This window comes from Gillisia mitskevichiae, from assembly GCF_003634585.1.
Taxonomy (GTDB): Bacteria; Bacteroidota; Bacteroidia; order Flavobacteriales; family Flavobacteriaceae; genus Gillisia; species Gillisia mitskevichiae.
In genome coordinates, this window is the sequence record NZ_RBLG01000002.1 from 981,858 (window position 1) to 1,003,266 (window position 21,409).

Annotated in this window: 17 protein-coding genes; 9 read left to right on the top strand and 8 right to left on the bottom strand. The window is 33.5% G+C overall.

All coding sequences use genetic code 11. The annotated features are described in order from the left end of the window. Positions 1 to 81 precede the first annotated feature (81 nt). Positions 82 to 1,398, bottom strand: a complete 1,317-nt coding sequence (locus BC962_RS10240) for a dihydrolipoamide acetyltransferase family protein (protein WP_121345901.1) — start codon at positions 1,396 to 1,398, stop codon at positions 82 to 84. Between the two features lie 202 nt (positions 1,399 to 1,600). Further along, entirely contained in the window at positions 1,601 to 2,218 is a 618-nt protein-coding gene (gene recR, locus BC962_RS10245) for a recombination mediator RecR (protein WP_121345902.1), read from the bottom strand. A 105-nt stretch (positions 2,219 to 2,323) separates the two neighbouring features. Here recR and BC962_RS10250 point away from each other — a divergent pair, with 105 nt between their 5' ends. Continuing rightward, on the top strand, positions 2,324 to 3,769 hold the full coding sequence (locus tag BC962_RS10250) for a sodium:solute symporter (protein ID WP_121345903.1): 1,446 nt from the start codon (positions 2,324 to 2,326) through the stop codon (positions 3,767 to 3,769). Here the strand turns inward: BC962_RS10250 and BC962_RS10255 are convergent. After that, positions 3,740 to 4,102 (bottom strand): CoA-binding protein, encoded by a 363-nt coding sequence (locus BC962_RS10255; protein WP_121345904.1) that lies wholly within the window; start codon positions 4,100 to 4,102, stop codon positions 3,740 to 3,742. The genes BC962_RS10250 and BC962_RS10255 overlap by 30 nt on opposite strands. Before the next feature lie 307 nt (positions 4,103 to 4,409). Between BC962_RS10255 and BC962_RS10260 the strand changes: the two genes are divergently transcribed. Continuing rightward, positions 4,410 to 6,776 (top strand): TonB-dependent receptor domain-containing protein, encoded by a 2,367-nt coding sequence (locus BC962_RS10260; RefSeq protein ID WP_121345905.1) that lies wholly within the window; start codon positions 4,410 to 4,412, stop codon positions 6,774 to 6,776. A gap of 86 nt (positions 6,777 to 6,862) precedes the next feature. Here BC962_RS10260 and BC962_RS10265 read toward each other — a convergent pair whose 3' ends face one another. Further along, positions 6,863 to 7,873, bottom strand: coding sequence for a 3-oxoacyl-ACP synthase III family protein (locus BC962_RS10265; protein ID WP_121345906.1), 1,011 nt, complete (start codon positions 7,871 to 7,873; stop codon positions 6,863 to 6,865). A gap of 139 nt (positions 7,874 to 8,012) precedes the next feature. Here BC962_RS10265 and BC962_RS10270 point away from each other — a divergent pair, with 139 nt between their 5' ends. Continuing rightward, a complete protein-coding gene (locus tag BC962_RS10270; protein ID WP_121345907.1) occupies positions 8,013 to 10,469 on the top strand; it encodes a S9 family peptidase in 2,457 nt (818 codons plus the stop codon). An 84-nt stretch (positions 10,470 to 10,553) separates the two neighbouring features. Here the strand turns inward: BC962_RS10270 and BC962_RS10275 are convergent, their stop codons facing one another. After that, positions 10,554 to 11,861: an ABC1 kinase family protein gene (locus tag BC962_RS10275; protein ID WP_121345908.1), complete on the bottom strand. Its 1,308-nt coding sequence runs from the start codon at positions 11,859 to 11,861 to the stop codon at positions 10,554 to 10,556. A gap of 96 nt (positions 11,862 to 11,957) precedes the next feature. Beyond that, positions 11,958 to 12,623 carry a TetR family transcriptional regulator C-terminal domain-containing protein gene (locus BC962_RS10280; protein WP_121345909.1) on the bottom strand — a complete coding sequence of 222 codons (666 nt, stop codon included), beginning with the start codon at positions 12,621 to 12,623 and terminating at the stop codon, positions 11,958 to 11,960. A 218-nt stretch (positions 12,624 to 12,841) separates the two neighbouring features. Between BC962_RS10280 and htpG the strand changes: the two genes are divergently transcribed. Together htpG and BC962_RS10290 are read left to right on the top strand one after the other, a co-directional pair. Next, positions 12,842 to 14,728, top strand: a complete 1,887-nt coding sequence (htpG, locus tag BC962_RS10285) for a molecular chaperone HtpG (RefSeq protein WP_121345910.1) — start codon at positions 12,842 to 12,844, stop codon at positions 14,726 to 14,728. Between the two features lie 117 nt (positions 14,729 to 14,845). After that, entirely contained in the window at positions 14,846 to 15,676 is an 831-nt protein-coding gene (locus BC962_RS10290) for a hypothetical protein (protein WP_121345911.1), read from the top strand. A gap of 2 nt (positions 15,677 to 15,678) precedes the next feature. On the opposite strand, the gene BC962_RS10295 is transcribed toward BC962_RS10290, so the two are convergent. Beyond that, complete coding sequence (locus tag BC962_RS10295) at positions 15,679 to 17,889, bottom strand: tetratricopeptide repeat-containing hybrid sensor histidine kinase/response regulator (RefSeq protein ID WP_245984138.1); 2,211 nt, start codon at positions 17,887 to 17,889, stop codon at positions 15,679 to 15,681. Positions 17,890 to 18,061: 172 nt separating this feature from the next. Between BC962_RS10295 and BC962_RS10300 the strand changes: the two genes are divergently transcribed. Both BC962_RS10300 and BC962_RS10305 read left to right on the top strand, forming a co-directional pair. Next, on the top strand, positions 18,062 to 18,415 hold the full coding sequence (locus BC962_RS10300; protein WP_121345912.1) for a DoxX family protein: 354 nt from the start codon (positions 18,062 to 18,064) through the stop codon (positions 18,413 to 18,415). A 1-nt stretch (position 18,416) separates the two neighbouring features. Continuing rightward, entirely contained in the window at positions 18,417 to 19,013 is a 597-nt protein-coding gene (locus tag BC962_RS10305) for an alpha-ketoglutarate-dependent dioxygenase AlkB family protein (protein WP_121345913.1), read from the top strand. 136 nt (positions 19,014 to 19,149) lie between these two features. On the opposite strand, the gene BC962_RS10310 is transcribed toward BC962_RS10305, so the two are convergent. Beyond that, the gene (locus BC962_RS10310; protein ID WP_121345914.1) at positions 19,150 to 19,932 is read right to left on the bottom strand and encodes a S1/P1 nuclease; all 783 of its coding nucleotides are present in this window, start codon (positions 19,930 to 19,932) and stop codon (positions 19,150 to 19,152) included. A 123-nt stretch (positions 19,933 to 20,055) separates the two neighbouring features. Between BC962_RS10310 and BC962_RS10315 the strand changes: the two genes are divergently transcribed. Then, a complete protein-coding gene (locus BC962_RS10315; RefSeq protein ID WP_121345915.1) occupies positions 20,056 to 20,919 on the top strand; it encodes an SPFH domain-containing protein in 864 nt (287 codons plus the stop codon). Position 20,920: 1 nt separating this feature from the next. Continuing rightward, a complete protein-coding gene (locus BC962_RS10320) occupies positions 20,921 to 21,409 on the top strand; it encodes a hypothetical protein (RefSeq protein ID WP_121345916.1) in 489 nt (162 codons plus the stop codon).

The following is a 21,409-nucleotide window of genomic DNA, read 5'->3' on the forward strand; positions in this document are numbered from 1 at the left end:
AAGATTCATGAAGTATTCGTGGCTTTTTAAGCTTATATATATTTACTAATAAGAACCCCTTTACGAACTTCTTATTAGGCTTTAAACTTCTCTATTTTTATCAAAAGCTTCCAGATACTGCGCAACACGTTGCACAAATTGTCCTCCTAATGCTCCATTTACAACACGGTGGTCATAACTATGTGATAAGAACATTTTATAACGAATACCTATAAAATCCCCTTCAGGAGTTTCAATAACTGCTGGCACCTTTCTAATAGCTCCAAGAGCTAAAATAGCTACTTGTGGCTGATTTATAATTGGAGTTCCCATGATGCTTCCAAACGTACCAACATTCGTTACAGTATAAGTTCCTCCCTGAATATCATCTGGCTTTAATTTATTCTCACGAGCTCTATTTGCAAGATCATTCACAGCTTTTGCCATTCCCACAAGATTCAATCTATCGGCATTTTTAATAACCGGTACGATTAAATCTCCATTTCCAAGAGCAGCAGCCATTCCAAGATTTATATTTTTTCTTTTAATGATCTTATCACCATCTAGAGCGATATTTATCATTGGGAAATCCTTGATCGCCTTTGCAACAGCTTCCATAAAGATTGGAGTGAAAGTAAGTTTCTCTCCTTCTCTCTTCTCAAAAGCTGTCTTATTTTTGCTTCTCCAATTCCAAATATTGGTTACATCTACTTCTATGAAAGATTGTACATGCGCAGAGGTTTGAACACTCTCCACCATATGGTGAGCGATCATTTTACCCATTCTACTCATTTCAATGATCTCATCGCCACCGTTAACACTTACAGGTGCAGATGGCTTCTTAGCTACCGGTGCAGATGGAGCTGGAGCTGGAGCAGAAACTCCCGCCGTAGATTTTGGTTGAGAAGATCTTTCTTCTAAATATCCTAAAATATCATTTTTTGTAACTCTTTCGTCTTTCCCAGTACCCTTCAGTTTTTCTAATTCCTGTAAAGAAACACCTTCTTTCTTTGCTATATTCTTAACTAAAGGGGAATAGAATTTTGTCGAATCAGAGAAATCTTCTGTAGAAGTTTCTGAAGCGCTTTTAGCTGAAGTCACCAATTCTTCTGCTTCCTCTACCAATGCACCTTCCGGTTTTTTAGTTTCAGCTGCTGGCGCCTTAGTATCGTCTCCACCTTCTGTTTCGATTATTGCAATAGTTTGCCCAACTTGCACAACATCATCTGGCCCAAAAAGTTTTTCAATAAGCACACCATCCACCTCACTTGGAACTTCACTGTCAACTTTATCTGTTGCTATCTCCAATACTGCCTCATCTGCTTCAATAGTATCTCCAACTTCTTTTAACCAGCTAGTGATTGTTGCTTCTGCGACGCTTTCCCCCATTTTGGGTAACTTAAGTTCAAACTTTGCCATATTATTATCTCAACGATGTTTTTTATAATTCTGATTGCGAAATTACTCAATTTAACACTTCAGAAGTATTAAATATGTAATAAAATTATTTTTTGAGTTGAATTCAACCTTAAAATAACACATTCTGATGCTGGTAAATTTACAATTATGATCCTTTAAAGTAAAGGGATAAGACTCATTTAAATTAAATCTACCATAGCATTTAGCTTTTTAAAGAACTTTCAAAAGGAATTCTATTGGTAATACTTCTCCCTAAAGTAACCTCATCTGCATATTCTAATTCGTCTCCCACAGAAATCCCTCTTGCAATAGTAGAAGTCTTAATCTCTATTCCTTCCAGTTGCCTAAAAATATAAAAATTGGTGGTATCGCCTTCTAAAGTACTGCTAAGAGCAAAAATAATCTCTTTAACCTCTCCTTCTTTCACCTTATCTATTAAAGATTTTATGGTTAACTGCGATGGTCCAATCCCGTCCATAGGACTTATTTTACCTCCCAACACATGATATAATCCGCGATATTGACCTGTATTCTCTATAGCCATTACGTCCCTTATGTCTTCTACCACACAAACTAATTCTCTGGTTCTATTAGGATTCGCGCAAATCTCGCAAATCTCGGTATCGCTAATATTATGACAATTCTTGCATAATTTAATATTCGCTTTTAAATCTAATAAGGCTTCTGCGAGTTGCTGAGTTTGAGTTGCGGGTTGCTTAAGTAAATGTAATACCAATCTCAATGCGGTACGTTTACCAATACCAGGTAACTGTGACATTTCTGCCACTGCTTGTTCCAATAGTTTTGAAGAAAAATCCATGGTTCAAAATTACATTTTTTATAGGATACTTCTAAATATTAGATGGCTAACCTAATTAAGAACTTATAGCATTAATTTGTAATTTGGCCCCGAAATTAAAATTCTATGCAACCAGCTTACATCCTACTGTTAATAGCTTCTTATTTTGGAGCCCTATTAATAATCTCTTACTTTACCGGCAAAAATTCTAACAACGATGCCTTTTTCAAAGCAAATAGACAATCTCCCTGGTATGTTGTTGCTTTTGGAATGATTGGAGCATCTCTTAGTGGAGTTACTTTTATATCTGTTCCTGGATGGGTAGAAGCCAGCCAGTTTAGCTATATGCAGGTGGTTTTAGGATATATAGTAGGATATGCAGTAATTGGACTGGTTTTACTCCCACTATATTATAAAATGAACCTGACCTCCATTTATACTTATTTGGAAAGTAGGTTTGGTAGATACTCTTATAAAACAGGGGCATCCTTCTTCCTTTTATCCCGAATTGTAGGTGCTAGTTTTAGACTCTTTCTAGTAGCCAATGTGTTGCAAATAATTCTCTTTGACACCTTGGGAATTCCTTTTTGGGCCACCGTTGTTATGACCATCGCCTTAATTTGGCTTTACACTTTTAAATCTGGTATAAAAACCATTGTTTATACAGATACATTACAAACGCTATGCATGCTAATTGCTGTGGGAGTAAGTATATATTATGTTTCAGATAGTTTAGGCATTCAAGGAAGCAATTTAATTGGGCATATTGCCGATAGTGATTTTTCTAAAATGTTCTTTTTTGATGATTTTAAAAGTGCTGACTATTTCTGGAAACAATTTATTTCCGGAGCTTTTATTGCGATCGTGATGACAGGTTTAGATCAAGATATGATGCAAAAAAATCTTACTTGTAGAAATCTAAAAGATGCACAAAAGAACATGTTCTGGTTTACCATCGTACTGACTTTTGTGAATTTGCTGTTTTTGGCATTGGGGATGTTACTAACAGAATATGCCAGATTAAATGGCATAGATGCTTTTAAAGATGATCTATTTCCAGTGATCGCAACTCAAAGTGGATTAGGAATAGGAATTGCCACTTTCTTTATACTCGGACTCATTGCAGCAGCTTACAGTAGCGCAGATAGTGCACTAACCTCACTTACCACTTCCTTTAGTATAGACATTTTAGATATTGAAAAAAGATATGAACTTGCAAAACAGGAAATTGTTAGAAAGCGAATTCATGTTACGGTTTCTATTGTACTAATACTTGTAATTGTAAGTTTTAAATATATAATTAAAGATGAAAGCGTAATTGCTAAACTCTTTGTATTTGCTGGTTATACTTATGGGCCATTATTAGGTCTTTATAGCTTTGGTCTTTTCACTAAATGGTTGGTGAAGGATAAATTGGTTCCAATAATAGCAATTTTATCTCCAATTGTTTGCTACCTCATTAGCATGAACAGTGAAGCTTGGTTTGGATTTGAATTTGGCTTTTTTGTGCTTATTCTAAACGGAGCACTAACCTTTTTAGGATTAATATTGATTCGTAGAAAGCATGACTAGCGTACATGCATTCTGGAATTCAATATTATTTTTAGTAAGTAGCTTATATAACTCAGGGTTCTCTGTCCCCGGATTAAAAATCACCCTATTTGGCTGTAAATCGATGATATAATCGTAATAAGCTTCCTGCCTTTTTGCGTTTAGATATAGGGTTATGGTATCTATATTCTCAAAATCTACCATTTCTGTATTAATGGTCACCCCATTTACAGTTCCTTCTCTTAAACCTACTGCCTCTGTTATTATATTTTTCCGTACAAGACGCTCTATAGCCAAATTGGAATAACGAGTTGGATTTAGAGAAGCTCCAAGTACTAAAGTTTTCTTTTTCATAGAATTCAAAGTTAATATTTACCTGAGAGTGTAACAAATTAAAATTGCAACCGTCTATTATATAAGGACATCTGTAAACGAAACACTTTGATGGTAGTGTTTTATAAGTTTACGATTTTAAACCCATCTTCGCAGGGAAGATGGGTTTTTTTATAAAATTATGTAACAATCTTCAAATTGAGTCGTCTATTAGATAGAGTGAAATGCCGGAAGGCCTTTTTTTAGTTCAGTTTATTATGCATTGCAAGCTACCTTGCTTAATATATAGTTTTTTAACATCAATCATCAACATCAACATCAATCAAAAATGAAACAGTTAATCTTAATTTTAAGCTTGTTCAGTCTCCTACAAGCAAATGCCTTTCAAGCATCCAAAGGAAGTGTATTAGGTCAAATTTCAGGAATGGTCGTAGACAAGGATCTCGGGGATCCCATTCCTTATGCTACAGTTTTAATTAATAATGCTGAAGGTAAATTAGTTTCTGGAAATAGTTCTCAAGATGATGGAAGTTTTATCATCAAAGATATCCCAGAGGGCACTTATACTTTGCAAGTGCAATTTATTGGTTATAAAACCTATTCTAAATCCATAGAAATTAGTTCTGGTAATAAATTGATAAATATTGGGTCTATTCAATTAGAAGCAGATATTGCCAGTCTAGATGATGTTACTATAGTTGCTGAACGTTCTACTATAGAACAAAAAATAGATAGAAAGGTAATTAACATAGGAAAGGATCTAACAACTACCGGTGCATCTGCCTCCGATATCATGGGAAACCTGCCTACTCTAACAGTAGATCAGGATGGGAATATCGCTATGCGCGGTAATGACAATGTGAGAATCCTAGTGGATGGTAAACCCACAAATGTTCCCGCAGCTCAATTATTAAAGCAAATTCCTAGTACTTCTATTAAAAGTGTAGAATTAATCACGAATCCTTCAGCTAAATACAATCCCGAAGGAATGAGTGGAATTATCAATATAATACTACATAAAAATTCAAACTTAGGTTTTAATGCGAATGTAAGTACTGGTGTAACATTCGGGAAACACACTAGAGCAAATGGTTCCTTAGATATGAACTACCGAACAGGAAAATTCAACTTCTATACAAATATTGGTGGAAACTTCGGTAAGAAAGATTTTAACGGAAGGATTTTTAGAGAAGAGTCTAATTCTCAAGATAACATCTTTGTTCAGAATGATAACAACTCATATTTATATAAAATAGGTGTAGATTTTTATTTAAATGATAAGAATACCTTTTCTTTCTACACCAACCAAAATAAATCTCAAGGAGAACCTATTGGTATTATTAAAATTGAAAACTTTAATGATCTAAGCTTAAATCTTACTCAGAATTTTTTTATGGATAGCGAAGGATTATCCAGCTCCTATAATTTTGATTATAAAAGAGAATTCGAAAAAGAGGGTCACAATATAGAACTAGAATTAAACTATAATGAAGGTGACGATACAGAAATTGCCGATTTTGAATTTGAAGGAGGTGAAAATAATTTTCTCTCTTACAGAGACGATGTTGCTAATGATAACTCCAACACCACGATAAATTTAGATTATGTAAATCCTTTAAGCGAGAAATCTAAATTAGAATTAGGAGCCGAAGCCAGAATGCGAGAGACTAATAATACCTACATCACAACCAATTCCAATTTAAATAATGCCAATTATAACTACGATAACAATATTTACTCTTTCTATACTACTTATGGACAAACCTTCGAAAAGTGGTCTTATCAATTAGGCGCAAGGTTAGAACAATATGATGTGGAAGCTGTTTTAGATGGCACAAAGATCTTCGAAGATGATTATTTAACTGTATATCCTACAGCGTATGTAACTTATACTTTATCTGATAAGAAAACCCTTCAGTTAAACTACGGAAGACGTGTAGATAGACCTAGTTTAAGCCAGGTAAACCCGGTAAGAGAATTTAGCACTCCCAGAATTACTGGGGTTGGAAATCCAGAATTAGACCCACAATTTACCAGTTCAGTAGAGTTTAACTATACTCAAAATTTAGACAAAGGGAATTTCACAGGAGGAGTATTTTATAGATTTATTCAAAATGAGATCAATCAGACATTTTCAATAGATCCGGAAGATCCTGCAAAATTACTTTTAACGTATATTAATGGAGAGGACAATAATGCTTTTGGATTGGAACTTTCCGGAAGCTATAAACCTAATAAGTGGTGGAGTATTAATTCAAGTTTTGAAATTTACAATCAGAATAACCGTGGTATAATTGGAGAAAAATTTGTAGAAAACGAAAATACAAGCTTTAACTTCAGAATAAATAACAGCTTTAAAGCTACAGAAGATCTAACCTTCCAATTGTTTGGATATTACAGAGCACCAGGCCAAGATTTACAATTTAAAGCTAAAGCCTTTTATTTTGTGAATACGGGTGCGCGATATAGTTTTTTAGATGATAAGGCGACACTTAGCTTAAATTTTACAGATATTTTTAATACTCAGAAATTAAAATTTACTGCAGACGAACCTTATAAACAAGAAGGAACACTTAATCCAGAAAGTCAAACTGTATTTATAGGATTTTCATACAGATTTGGTGGAGGAAAAAACAAAGCATTAAGACGTAAAAATCGAGATGATAACGAGAAAGATGGTGGTGGATTATTTTAAATAATCATTTAATTAGTTAGTTAGTCGAAAAGAAAGCCCGTATAGATATTACTATACGGGCTTTCTTGATTAACAACTAAAATATTTTACCATTCAATAATAGCACTACCCCAAGTAAAGCCACTTCCAAAAGCAGCTAATACAACCACGTCTCCGTCTTTTATTTTACCTTGCTCCCAAGCTTCAGTAAGAGCAATAGGAATAGATGCCGCAGTAGTATTCCCGTATTTCTGAATATTATTGAAAACCTGATCGTCGCTTAGTTTTAATTTCTTCTGAATAAATTGAGAGATCCTTAAATTTGCCTGATGCGGGATAAGCATATCTATATCTTCCACTTCCAATCCGTTGGCTTTAAGGCCCTCATGGATCACTTCAGAAAAACGCGTGATCGCATTTTTAAACACGAATTGCCCATTCATATAAGGGTAATAAGGAATATCATCTCCCTGAGGATTTTCAGCAATTATCTCTGGCACCCAATGCATTGTACTTGGTCCTTTTAGAGAAAGTTCCATAGCATTCTTCCCTTCCGAATGTAAATGAGTAGAAAGAATTCCTTGTCCAATATGGTTGCTTCTAGTTAAAACAGCTGCTCCAGCTCCATCCCCAAAAATCACTGAAACAGATCTTCCGCGGGTTGTAAAATCTAAACCTCCACTATGATTTTCACTACCTATAACCAGCACATTTTTGTACATCCCGGTCTTTATAAATTGATCTGCGACAGAAAGCGCATAAATAAATCCGCTACATTGGTTACGTACATCAATAGCAGGGCAGGTATGAATATCTAACATTTCTTGTACTTGCACTCCACACCCAGGGAAATAGTAATCTGGACTTAAAGTTGCAAAAACTATTAGTTCTATATCATCTTTCGAGATCTTTGCACGTTCTAAAGCGATTTTAGCCGCCTTTACGCCCATGATCGCGGTAGAATTTCCATCTCCTTTTTTAATGTGTCTGCGTTCTTTGATCCCTGTTCTCTCTTGGATCCAAGCATCGTTGGTATCCATCAATTTGGAAAGATCGTCATTGGTTACCACATTTTCAGGAACATAACTTCCCAATCCGGCTATTTTTGATTGATACATACGTGTATAATTATGGTATTAATATTTATTCTTACTAAATTTAAGCAATTAATAAATTTTTGCCCCGCAATATAAGAAACATTAATTTTTTTAAACCCGGTTATTTGCGGTGGTATCTTAAATATTTAAAAATTAATCTATGAAAAAAATTCTATTATGCTTTTTAGCGTGTTTTTTATTCGCGAATCTTCAAGCTCAGGAAAATTTAACCTATCAAAAACCACCTAAGGAGATCATGGATCTTGTAGATGTTCCCTTAGCTCCAGCTACTCTAGTAGATAGTAAAGGAGAAATGATGGTATTTTTATATAGAGATCAATACAAATCTATTTCAGAATTAAGTGAACAGGAATTAAGATTAGGGGGATTAAGGATTAATCCTAAAACCAATATTAATAGTAGAACAACCTATTATAATAACGTGGAGGTAAAATCTTTAAAATCTGATGCTCCAAAATCTATTGTAGGATTACCAGAAAATCCACGTTTAGCAAATTTCTCTTGGTCTCCAGACGAGTCTAAAATTGCTATGACACATACCACAGAAACTGGTGTAGAATTATGGGTGTTAGATATTGCAGCAGCTTCAGCTAAAAAATTAACCGATGCAACTTTGAATGCAAATATGAGAGATGTCATTAACTGGTTTAAGGATGGTTCTGCCGTGCTGGTTAAAATGCTTCCTGAAAATAGAAAAGAGTTAATTAATACCAATACAGCTGTACCTACTGGTCCAACTATTTCTACCAGTGATGGACAAAAAGCACAAAATCGCACCTATCAAGATTTACTACAAACTCCAAATGATGAATTTAATTTTGAACAATTAGCACATGCAAGTCTAGTAAAAGTAGATCTTAACGGAAACGCTACAGCGTGGATGGATTCTAAAATGTATAATGAGATCTCCTTTTCTCCCGATGGAAACTTCGTAATGGTATCTAGTATTAAAAAACCATTTTCTTATATAGTACCTTATTATAGATTTCCTTTTGAAACAGTGATCTATGATAAAACAGGTAAAGAAATAAGTAAAGTGAATGATGTCCCTCTTTCTGAAGTATTGCCAATTGGATTTATGGCGGAAAGAGAAGGTAGAAGAGATCTAAATTGGAGAAGTGATGCTCCAGCCACCTTAGTTTATGCAAAAGTATTAGATGGTGGAGACCCAGAAGTTGAAGTTGAATACCGAGATGAGGTATTTACACTAGTTGCTCCTTTTAAAGGAGAAGGAAGATCTATCTTGAAAACAAAAGACAGGTTTTCCGGTATCACCTGGGGAAATAAAAATACCGCAATCGCTTATGATTACTGGTGGAACAACAGAAACACTAGAACTTATGTTTTTGACCCTTCCAATAACAAAAAAGCTCCAAAAGTATTATTCAATAGAAACTATCAAGATCAATATAGCGATCCAGGAAACTTTGTTACACAGAAGAATCAGTATGGAACAAATATACTGGCACTAAAGGATAATCAAGCTTTCTTAATGGGAAGAGGTTTTACGGAAAAAGGTCAGTTCCCTTTTGTAGATAAGATAGATCTTAAAAGTGCAGAAACCACAAATATGTACCGTTCTAATTATAATGAAAAAAAGGAAACCTTAGTAGAAGCCATAGACATTAACAAAGGTGAAATTTTAGTAAGAATTGAGTCTTCTACAGAATATCCTAATTACTATTTAAGAGATATTAATAAAAAAGATGCCATAACTCAAATAACAAATTTTGAGAATCCTTTTAAAAGCTTGCAAGACGTTCATAAAGAAGTGATCACCTATAAAAGAGAGGACGGACTAGAATTAAACGGAACTTTATATTTACCTGCTAACTATAATCAAGATTCTAAAGAGAAATTACCAATGATCCTTTGGGCTTATCCGAGAGAATTCAAGGATAAAAGTTCGGCTTCCCAAAACACTTCTAATGCAAATGATTTCACTTATCCTTATTATGGTTCTCCAATTTACTGGGTAAACAGAGGATATGTTGTTTTAGATGATGCTTCCTTTCCTATTATTGGCGAAGGGGATGAGCAGCCAAATGATAGTTTTAGAAAACAATTGGTGGCTAACGGAAAAGCTGCAATAGATGCTGTAGATGAAATGGGTTATATAGACAGAAATAGAGTTGCTGTTGGTGGTCATAGCTATGGAGCTTTTATGACGGCGAACTTATTATCTCATTCTAATCTTTTTGCAGCTGGAATTGCTAGAAGTGGTGCCTACAATAGAACCTTAACTCCTTTTGGATTTCAAAGTGAAGAGCGAAGCTATTGGGAAGCCCCAGAAGTTTATAACAACATGTCTCCTTTTATGCATGCAGATAAAATGAAAACTCCTTTGTTACTTATACATGGAGAAGCAGATAATAATTCTGGAACATACCCTATGCAAAGTGAACGATATTTTAATGCTTTAAAAGGACTTGGAGCCACGGCAAGATTGGTGATCTTACCAAAAGAAAGTCATGGATACAGTGCAAAAGAATCTGTTTTACATGTGTTATGGGAGCAAGACCAATGGTTAGAAACCTATGTAAAGAATAGAGTAAAGACTGAAATAAGCAAAAAAGAAGAGATCATGCAAAATTAAGAATTGTCTCTTTTATTATAAAAATAAGAAAAGCATCACTCGCAATAGTGATGCTTTTCTATTCAACCTAACCAATATTAATCCTTATATCATTTTCTTATAATTATTTACTTGTATAGTTGCTTTTAGATCATGAAGCAAGTTATAAAGTCCAAAAAATGTTCTACTCATATATAAAAAATGCTGACTCCCACGGGAACCATTCATTTTTCGAAGTTCTGGATCCTTACTATATCTCTCACTTAATTCTGTAAGATTATTCCAAAAAGCCTCATCTGTAAAATCAAAAGCCTCAGATTGAAATGGAGTAGAGAACATATTGAACATTTCGTAAAACATTTCTGAAAAGAAATCTCTTTCTTTTTTAGAATCACTTTCACGTAAGATCTCAAGTTCAAATAATTTCTTGTTGAAGAAATCTTTATTGTCCAAATTTTTCCTTTCGGCTAATTCAAAATATGGCGTATAAAAATCTTCAGGAATTCTTTTAACGCAACCAAAATCTATCGCAATTAAATTTGAATCAGCATCCACCAAAAAATTACCAGGATGCGGATCGGCATGTACAGCTTTTAAACCGTGCATCTGATACATGTAGAAATCCCATAATGCCTGACCTATTTTATTTGAAAGTATTTGATTTGAATTTCTTGTAGAAAATTCGCTCAAATGCTCCCCTTCCATCCAATCCATAGTAATAATGCGCTCACTAGAAAGATCCTCATAATACTTAGGGAATTTTAGATTAGGAATATGAGAGCAAGCCATAGAGATCTCCTTGCTTTGCTCTACTTCCAAAATATAATCTGTCTCTTCCAGCAGCTTCCCCTCTACCTCTTTAAAGTACTTTTCTGAATCTTTCCCTTGTAAATTGAACATTCTGGTTGCAATAGGTTTTACCATTGCCAGATCTGAACTGATACTATCTGCAACGCCCGGATATTGGATTTTCACAGCAAGTTTTTTCCCATTCTTTGTAGCCAAATGCACTTGTCCAATGCTGGCTGCATTTACCGACTGCGTTGCAAACGTATCATAAAGTTGCTCGGGGTAGCTTCCATTATATTTTTTAAAAGTTTTTCTAACTAAAGGAGCCGATAATGGCGGCACACTAAATTGCGCTAAGGAGAATTTCTCTACATAAGCACTAGGCATAAGGCTTTTTTCCATAGAAAGCATTTGAGCCACTTTAAGGGCACTCCCCTTTAAACTCTTTAATCCATCATAAATATCTGAAGCATTTTCCTCGTTTAACTCATCACGAGTTAAGCTCTTATCAAAGGCTTTTTTACTATAATATTTAATATAATTACCACCAACTTTTACACCGGTTTGCACCATTTTACTAGTTCTTCCTAGTTTTCCAGTTGGTATGCTATCTATTGTCTTCATAGTTTAAGGTTATTGTTGAAAACCACACAGGTATAGAATTTACTTGTAGGGAAATAAAATTGTAGGGCACTATACCCGAGTGGTTTTAAAACCTATTTAATTCATTTTTTCTTTCCACAGGAATTTACCTAAATCTATCACTCGCTCTAGTGGTGTATTATCAAAAAGATCGAAAACAGTATTTACGGACTTCTCAATTACTATATCTGTACTTTCAAATTTTGCTGAATTATCATCTAACCAAAATTTTAGGATAAATAAAAACTGAATCCAGCTAGCTTCTGAAAACACAACCTCAGATTGCTTTAAAATTTGATTATTTTTATTTTCATTTCCTTCAGAGATCAACTCTTTAGCGAAAACTTTTATGTCTTTTCTAAGCTCCTTTAGTTGTTCTAAATTTTTAAGCTTATTTGGATTTTCATTAAGAGTTAGGAGTACATAACTTCTATTAGCAGTTAACAATTCGAAGAAAGTATAATAAAAAGTGAGCAGTTTTTCTCTGGGAGTAAAAGTTTCAAATTCAATGCTTTGATGCATTACTTCCATAGTATTCATATAAAACTGACTCCAAATCCCTTTTCTAAGTCCTTCAAAACTTCCGAAATATTCATAAAATTGATCTTCTGTAATTTTATGCTCTTTCGTGAACTTATAAACACTTTTAGGCATTTGCTCATGCTCTAGAACATAATCCATATAAAATTCAATCAAGATCTCCTTACTGAACTTTTTTTCTATCGGTTGCTTTTTCGTTGCCATAATTCTTTCTTTCTTTTTCAAAGATACATATTGTTTAATCTTTATAGATAAACATTAAACAGAAATATTTGTTAAATCTTTAATGTCATCTAATTGCCATTAATTATTAGACGCAAAGGGAATATTTACATTACAAGTGTCAGTTTGTCAGCGAGCAGGTCTTGGTATTTTTTTTGACAGTAGTATGGAAAGTAATAATTCAATAAAATTTTTGATATATGGCAACAGGAAAAATTAATGTATCTGTAGAAAACATTTTCCCTTTAATAAAAAAGTTTTTATACAGTGATCATGAGATCTTTTTAAGAGAGTTAATTTCTAATGGAACAGATGCTACCTTAAAATTAAAGCACCTTACTAGTATTGGTGAGATAGATGTGGCTTATGGAAATCCTAAGATCGAAGTTAAAATAGATAAGGAAAATAAAACCCTTCACGTGATAGACCAAGGAGTTGGGATGACCAAGGATGAGGTTGAAAAATATATTAATGAAGTTGCATTTTCTGGAGCTGAAGAATTTCTAGAAAAGTATAAAGATTCTGCTAAGGATAGTGGAATAATAGGACATTTTGGTCTTGGATTCTATTCTGCCTTTATGGTTGCTAATAAAGTAGAGATCTTTACTAAGTCTTATAAAGACGAACCTGCTGCTCATTGGGTATGTGAAGGAACTACAGATTTTAGTTTGGAAGAATCTGATAGAACTGAAAGGGGTACAGAGATCATTCTTCATATTAATGAAGAAGATAGCCAGTTTCTTGAAGAAGGGAGAATAAGTGAATTACTTGTTAAGTATAACAAGTTTATGCCAGTGCCAATTAAATTCGGAACTAAAGAAGAAGAATTACCACTTCCTGAGGATGCAGAAAAAGATGCAAAACCAGAAACTGTAGAAGTAGATAACATCATTAACAATCCAACTCCAGCCTGGACAAAGCAACCAGCAGATCTGGAAGATGAAGATTATAAAGGATTTTACAGAGAGTTGTATCCTATGCAATTTGAGGATCCTTTATTCCACATCCACTTAAATGTAGATTATCCTTTTAACCTTACCGGTATCTTATATTTCCCAAAAATGGGTCAGGATATGAACATGCAGAAGGATAAGATCCAATTGTACCAGAACCAAGTATATGTAACAGATAATGTAGAAGGGATCGTGCCAGAGTTTTTAACTATGTTACGTGGAGTTATAGATTCTCCAGATATTCCATTAAATGTTTCTAGATCTTACCTTCAGGCAGATGGTGCTGTGAAAAAGATCTCTAGTTATATTACTAGAAAAGTTGCAGATAAGCTGAAAGCACTTTTCACCAATAACAGAGAAGATTTCGAAAAGAAATGGAACGATATTAAGATCGTTATAGAATACGGAATGCTTTCAGAAGATAAATTCTTTGAAAAAGCAGATAAGTTTGCATTGTATCCTACTGTAGATAATACCTACTTTACTTTTGAAGAACTTCAAGAGAAAATAAAAGATAACCAAACAGATAAAGATGGGAATCTAATAGTATTATATGCGTCTAATACAGATGCACAGCACAGCTATATTGAAGCTGCAAAGGATAAAGGATATCAAGTTCTATTGATGGACTCTCCAATTGTTTCTCACTTAATTCAGAAATTAGAATCAAGTAAAGAAAAGATCTCTTTTGTACGTGTGGATGGAGACAATATTGATAATCTTATCAAAAAAGAAGAAGAGAAAATCTCTAAACTTTCTGAAGAAGAAAAAGAGAAATTAAAAGCAGATTTCGAAAAAGTGATTCCAGCAGGAAAATATACTGTTCAATTAGAAGCTATGGATAGTAATGCTTCTCCACTTATTATCACGCAACCAGAATTCATGAGAAGAATGAAGGAGATGCAACAAACCGGTGGTGGTGGAATGTTTGGAATGGGCAATATGCCAGAAATGTATAATTTGGTTGTGAATACTAACCATGAATTAATTTCTGAAATTCTAAACTCTAAAACTGAAAAGAAACAGGAGCGTTTAATTAAACAATCTTTAGATTTAGCAAGATTATCTCAGAACCTATTAAAAGGTGAAGAGTTAACTGCTTTTATTAAGAGGAGTTTCGATATGGTGAAATAATCATATTTAAACAATATCTATTTAACCGTTTAGTTTGTGTAAAAGCAACTAAACGGTTTTTTTATAAGCATTCATGAAAGCTTTCGTAATTTTAAAGACCTAAACAAAAAATAAACTATGAAAAATTTAATTCTTCTATTTACTGTGCTGTTACTAATAAGCTGTAAAGACGAACAAAATAAAGAAACTCCTGCCGAGGAGGTTATAATGACCGAGCCTGATGGTGGAATTGGAGATGGCGCTGTTTCTCCTGCCGTTGCTTTTGCCCAAGGTATAGAAAACGCACATAATAAAGCAGATTGGAGCAAAAACAGAGCCGTATCTTTTGATATTTCTCTTACTTTTGATGGCCAAGAAAGGTTGAATGGAAAAATTACCAGTCTTACAAATTCATCTAAAATAAGAGTAGATAAAAACAATAACACTCAATTGATCTTCGATGGGAATCAAGTGTATTTATGCCCTGCAGATGCTGATGAAAAAGGTGCAAGATTCGATATGTTCACTTGGCAATATTTCTTTTCTATCCCATTTAAATTGACTGATCCGGGAACTAATTGGGAATCCTTAGAATCTGTAAAAATGAGTGGAAATAACTTTGATGTTGGAAGGCTCACATTTGGCGAAAATATTGGAGATGCTCCAGACGATTGGTATGTGATCTACCAGGAAAGAGAAACCGGCTTATTGCATGGTGCTGGATATATTGTAACTTTTGGAAGTGGAGATCAAGCAAAAGCTGAAGAAAATCCACATGGTATTGTATATTCAGATTACGAAGTGATCAATGGGATCCCAGTTGCAACTAAATGGTCTTTCCATAACTGGAACTTAAAAGATGGTTTTGGAGAAAAAATAGGAGAAGCTACTCTTAGCAACATTGTGTTTTTTAATGCTGAAGACAAACTTTTCGAAAAACCAGAAGATTCTAAACTTATAGAAAAATAGAATTAACTTAAAATTTTAGATGGGAGATTTTTGAAGATAACCTGATAAAATCTAGCAGTATCATATGGCTTAACGATGATATCGTTTAAGCCAGACTCATAGATCTCCTCTCTAATTTCATCTATTTCCATTGCAGTTAGAGCAATAACAGGAATATGTTTATTGAATTCTCTAATTCTTTTGGTTGCTTCTAGTCCTGAGATACCCGGCATATTTACATCCATGAGCACCATCTCAAAACCATGATTCCTTACTCGCTCAACAGCATCAACTCCATTATCACAAATATCTACAACAAATTGTTGCTGCTCAAGTATTCTTTTAGTCACTACCTGATTTATTCTGTTATCGTCCACTACTAGAATTCTCTTTTCTCCTGAAGATATAATAGAATCTATACTCGAGACATGTTTCTCTAAGTTCTGATCAAGATCATTAGTTGCCTCCCCGTTTTCAAATTCAATTGTGAAACTAAAAGTAGATCCTATTCCCTCTTCACTTATAAGATTAATTTCAGAATCAAATAAAACCAACAGCTTCTTGACTATTGGTAAACCTAAACCTGTTCCTTGATAATTATAATTAGAAGATTGTAATTGAGAAAATTCTTCGAAGATAAGTTCTTGGTTATGTTTAGAAATCCCTGAACCATTATCCTTAATTTCAAAATAAATTTTGGAGGTTTTTTCTGAACTTTTTGTGAGTTTAGTCTTGATCCAAATATCTCCTCGCTCTGTAAACTTCATTGCATTCCCAACAAGATTCATCAAGATTTGGGAAAGTCTAACCTTATCTCCAATTAAATTAGATTTTGCTTCCTGACAAAGCTCTAAATGAATGGTGTTCTTATTTTGAAGTCGGGTAAATTCAAAGGATTTCACAATACTTCTCATTAGTTCATTCAAATTGAAAGGCATTGGCTCTAAATCTAATAGATTAGATTCCATTTTATTCATTTGAAGTACATCATTTATCAAAGCCAATAAATAATCTGCTGAGAATTTTAAAGATCTAAGATCTTCTTCATGTTTATGAAGAGATTCGTCATCCATAAGTATAGATGTAAGCCCTATTACACCATAAAGTGGAGTTCGCAACTCATGACTAATAGTAGAAAAGAACTTTGTCTTTTGTCTGGTAAGACGCTCTGCTTCTTCTTTTGCCGCTATTAATTCTTCATTTTTTTCACTTAATTCTTGGATCAATGTTCTCCTAGAAAGATTAATTCTATAAACAAGAATTATGATAACTATTAGAATTATGGACGCGATTATTAAGACATACATTCGTTCTTGAGACTTCTCTATTAATCCATCCTTGTATAATTGCTCCTTTCTTGCAATTTCTAGATCCCGTTGATATTCTCCAACATCAAATTTTGCACTGGCAATCTGGATTTGTTCTAACTTTTCAGTCTGATATATTCTATCATTATATTCTTTAGATTTTTCTAATGCTTCATAAGCCTCTTTATACTGTCCATCTTTAAATAAAAGTTTCGAATATTCATTATAAACAACTCCGCCTATTAGTACCAAGCTTTCTTGACTTACAACAGCAGCCGATTTTTCGAAATATTCTTTTGCTTTATTAAGATCATTCTTCGCCATGTAATATCTTCCAGCAAGAAAGTTGAGATGTGAAAAACGAATTGCATCATCAAAGCTTTGCTCCATCTCCAAGCCCTTACTTAAATATATCCAAGCATTATCGTAATCTTCATTATCTATATAAGTCCATGCAATATTTACCCTCGCAATAAGAATTTGCTCAGGAATATTTTTTTCTTTAGCGAGATCTAAATTAAGATGATAATAATCTATCCCTTTTTGAATAGTTTTTTCATTTTCAGAAAAAATATTCCCAAGATTATTATATGCGCTCATTAAATATGTGGGATCATCTAATTTCTTAGCATAATCTAAAACATAATTATAATGCTTTAATGCGCGTATTGTATCGTTAAGATCATTGTAACTATATCCTAATATGGTATGAGCTCTATAACTGTATAGATCATTTTTCCTTTTTTTAGCATCTTTCTCTAATTCCATAGAATGCTCTATAGCTTCCTTATGGTTGAAATTGTCTAGAAATGCAGAAGAAATTACAAAAAGAGAGTCTAGATATTTATCTTCATAAGACTCCTCCTGAGAAAATAAATTCCCAGAGAAAAAGGCGATAAAAAGTAGAAAAAAGTAATTTTTTTTCAAATAAATCAATGGTTAAGTTAAATAGAATGGGTGCGGGAAGTTACTCTATTCTAATTAATTAGGCAAAAAAAATATTTTTTTTTTAGAATTAAGAATGTATTCCTTAATTAAGAGAGATTTGTGCAAACATTTTAATTAATTTGAGCATACTTTCAACCATCAATTAATGCTCATGAATTACCCTTGGCACTTTCTTTTAATGGCTAGTATGTATCTTCTAGCAGGAATATTTCATTTTGTCAAACCAAAAGCATATTTACGAATTATGCCTAGATATTTACCTCAGCATAAACTTTTAGTCTATCTAAGTGGGGCTGCAGAGATCATTTTGGCAATTGCTTTACTTTTTGAAGAAACTAAAATTCTCGCCATTTATGGAATAATCTTAATGTTATTAATATTTTTACTGGTTCATTTTTATATGCTCAGCTCTAAAAAGGCAGGTGCAGGGATTCCAGTTTGGGCATTAATTCTTCGTCTTCCATTACAATTTGTATTAATTTGGTGGGCTTATTTTTCCATTTAAAATGAATTCTAATCATAAACATTCCGAAATAACCCTTACAGATGCCAATCTCGAGTATTTTCCAAACTTTTTAAATGATGAATTGGCGGATTTCTATCTGGAATCCCTCTTGAATAGCCTACAATGGGAACAATATTCAATTAAAATTTTTGGTAAAACAATTCCACAACCAAGATTAACTACTTTATATGCTTTAAACTCTCAGCCCTACTCATATTCAGGACTAAAATTAGACCCTCTGCCCTTCTCTAACGAACTCCATACTTTATATGCTGAAATAGTTAAACTTACGGGATATACGTTTACTCATTGTTTGGCAAACCTATATAGAGACGGAAACGATAGTATGGGTTGGCATGCAGATGATGAGAAAGAATTAGGCAAGAATCCAATAATTGCATCTGTAAGCATAGGCGCAGTAAGGAAATTTCAACTTAAACATAAGTCTAAGCCTAATTTAAAATATGAGATCCCTTTAGAACATGGAAGCTTACTTATTATGAAAGGAGGCACTCAGGAATTTTGGAAACATCAACTACCTAAAACAAAGAAATCTTTTAAACCACGGATTAACCTGACATTTAGAACAATATATTAATTAATAAGTTAAACTATTCCTATTAGATCGAATTAGACTATTAACGGTTTTTGCTAAAAATAAAATTAGATCGGCCGCATATTATTGCGGCCGATCTAATTCTTTACTTTCTATAAAAGATTCCAAAAAGATCTTACTAATCAAAAATCTCGTTTAATACTTGAGCAAGCCGGATTCCACCTTTTTGGAGTTGCTCTCCAACAACAGGAAACCAATCGTACATATACCTATAGCTTAATTTTTCACCAACTTCTGCTGAAGCATATACGCGTTCGCTTAATTTCTTGGATTCATACATCCAGTCTTCAAAAGTTCCAGAGGCAATACTTTTTGTTTGTGCTTTTGAAAGAACTTTAGTATTTCTTGCCATTTCAGTATAGCTCATATCATAAGAATCTATCATTTCACTATCCCAAACTCTATGAAGATTAGATCCATCACCAAACCATCTCACTTGAATATCGTTCCCTCCTTTATCTTCTCCTCTACCTGTATGAAGAGGTTGATGAAGATCTCCAATAAAATGAACTAACATTTTTAAATAAAATTCTTTCTCTTCTTTAGAGGAACTTTTATCTTTTAATACCTCAACACATTTTCTAATTCCCATTAACAAATCTCCATCAGGATTTGCATCATCTACTATATATTTGGTAGCATTTTCAGGTAAATTCACATAATGCCATGGGCCATATTTTCTGTATTCAGAATCACTTTTTATCTCATCTCCAAATGTGGAAACAAAAGCAAGGCTTTTACCATTCAATAATTTTGCGATCTCCTTTTTAGCATCTTTACTAAGATAAGATTGGGCAATCTCTGCAGTAGCTCTGTGCCCTGTTTGTCCCCAGTCATTATCTCCTGCAAATCCAACAGAAATACTAAATAAAAAACAGACTGATAATATTAATTGTTTCATAGATCATTTTTTACAAATATATATAACCTAATATAATTTCATTGTTAATTTTTGATTTGCATATTTAAGTTTAAAACAATATATTTATGATATCATATTAATATCACTTCTAATAATTCTATTATGGATTCCAACGAAAAAACAACAACTCCTTCCAATGGTTATGTCATGCTCTCTCTAATTGTACTTTTATTAATAATAGGTGCAGCTGGACTTATAACCATGAAGATGCCCTTGTTCCTTATTTTAATCTTAGCCACTCTTGCACTTGTTCCTGGATTAATCTTAGTAAACCCTAATGAATCTAGAGTATTGTTGCTTTTTGGTAAATACAAAGGAACTGTAAAAAACAATGGACTATTTTGGGTAAATCCTTTCTTCACGAAAACCAAAATCTCCTTAAGAGCTAGAAATTTTGACAGTGAACGATTAAAAGTAAATGACAAATTGGGAAACCCAATAATGATAAGCACCATTCTTGTGTGGAGGGTAAAGGATACATTTAAAGCTTCTTTTGATGTAGATAATTTTGAAAATTTTGTAGTAGTACAAACCGATGCAGCAGTTAGAAAACTTGCCAGCATGTATCCTTATGATAATTTTGCAGATGAAGGTTTAGAAGAAGATATTACTTTAAGATCCAGCGTAAATGAGGTAAGTGAAGCTTTGGAAAAAGAATTAGAAGAAAGGTTAGATATCGCGGGAATTGAAGTTCTAGAAGCGCGAATAGGTTACCTAGCTTATGCTAATGAGATTGCAAGTGCAATGTTAAAACGACAACAAGCTACTGCAATAGTTGCAGCTAGACACAAAATTGTTGAAGGTGCCGTAAGTATGGTAGAAATGGCATTAAATGAATTAAGCAAGAAAAACATTGTCCATTTAGACGACGAGCGCAGAGCCGCAATGGTAAGCAATCTAATGGTTATACTTTGTGGAGATAAAGATGCCTCTCCCATCGTTAACGCGGGTACTTTAAATCATTAAGATGCGGGTTTTTGTAGAAAAGCAGCAATTCAGGCAATGGTGGTTAATAGTAATATTAGGAGCAACTGTAGCAGGGTTATTAGTGAGTCTATATTCCCACACCAATGGTTTTACAATTAACGAAGTAGATTCTTCCTTAGTTTTCTCCACAATTATCGTTGCAATTGTTATAGCTGGTTTTATAATGTTAGAATTAAGAACTAAAATCGACGCCTCGGGTATAACTGCTAGTTTTCATCCTATTGCTTTTTTCAAAAAAAAATATAAGTGGTCGGAAATAGAGAAGGTTTATGTTAGAAAATATGCGCCCTTATCAGAATACGGAGGATGGGGAGTTAAGGGATTAGGAGAAGCTAAAGCCTATAATGTGTCTGGAAACTATGGCATCCAAATTGTAACCAAGGAAAAGAAGCATTTCTTAATAGGAACTCAACAACCTCACGATGCAGAACGAATTTTGAAAAAATATACTGAAAAATTAAAACATTAA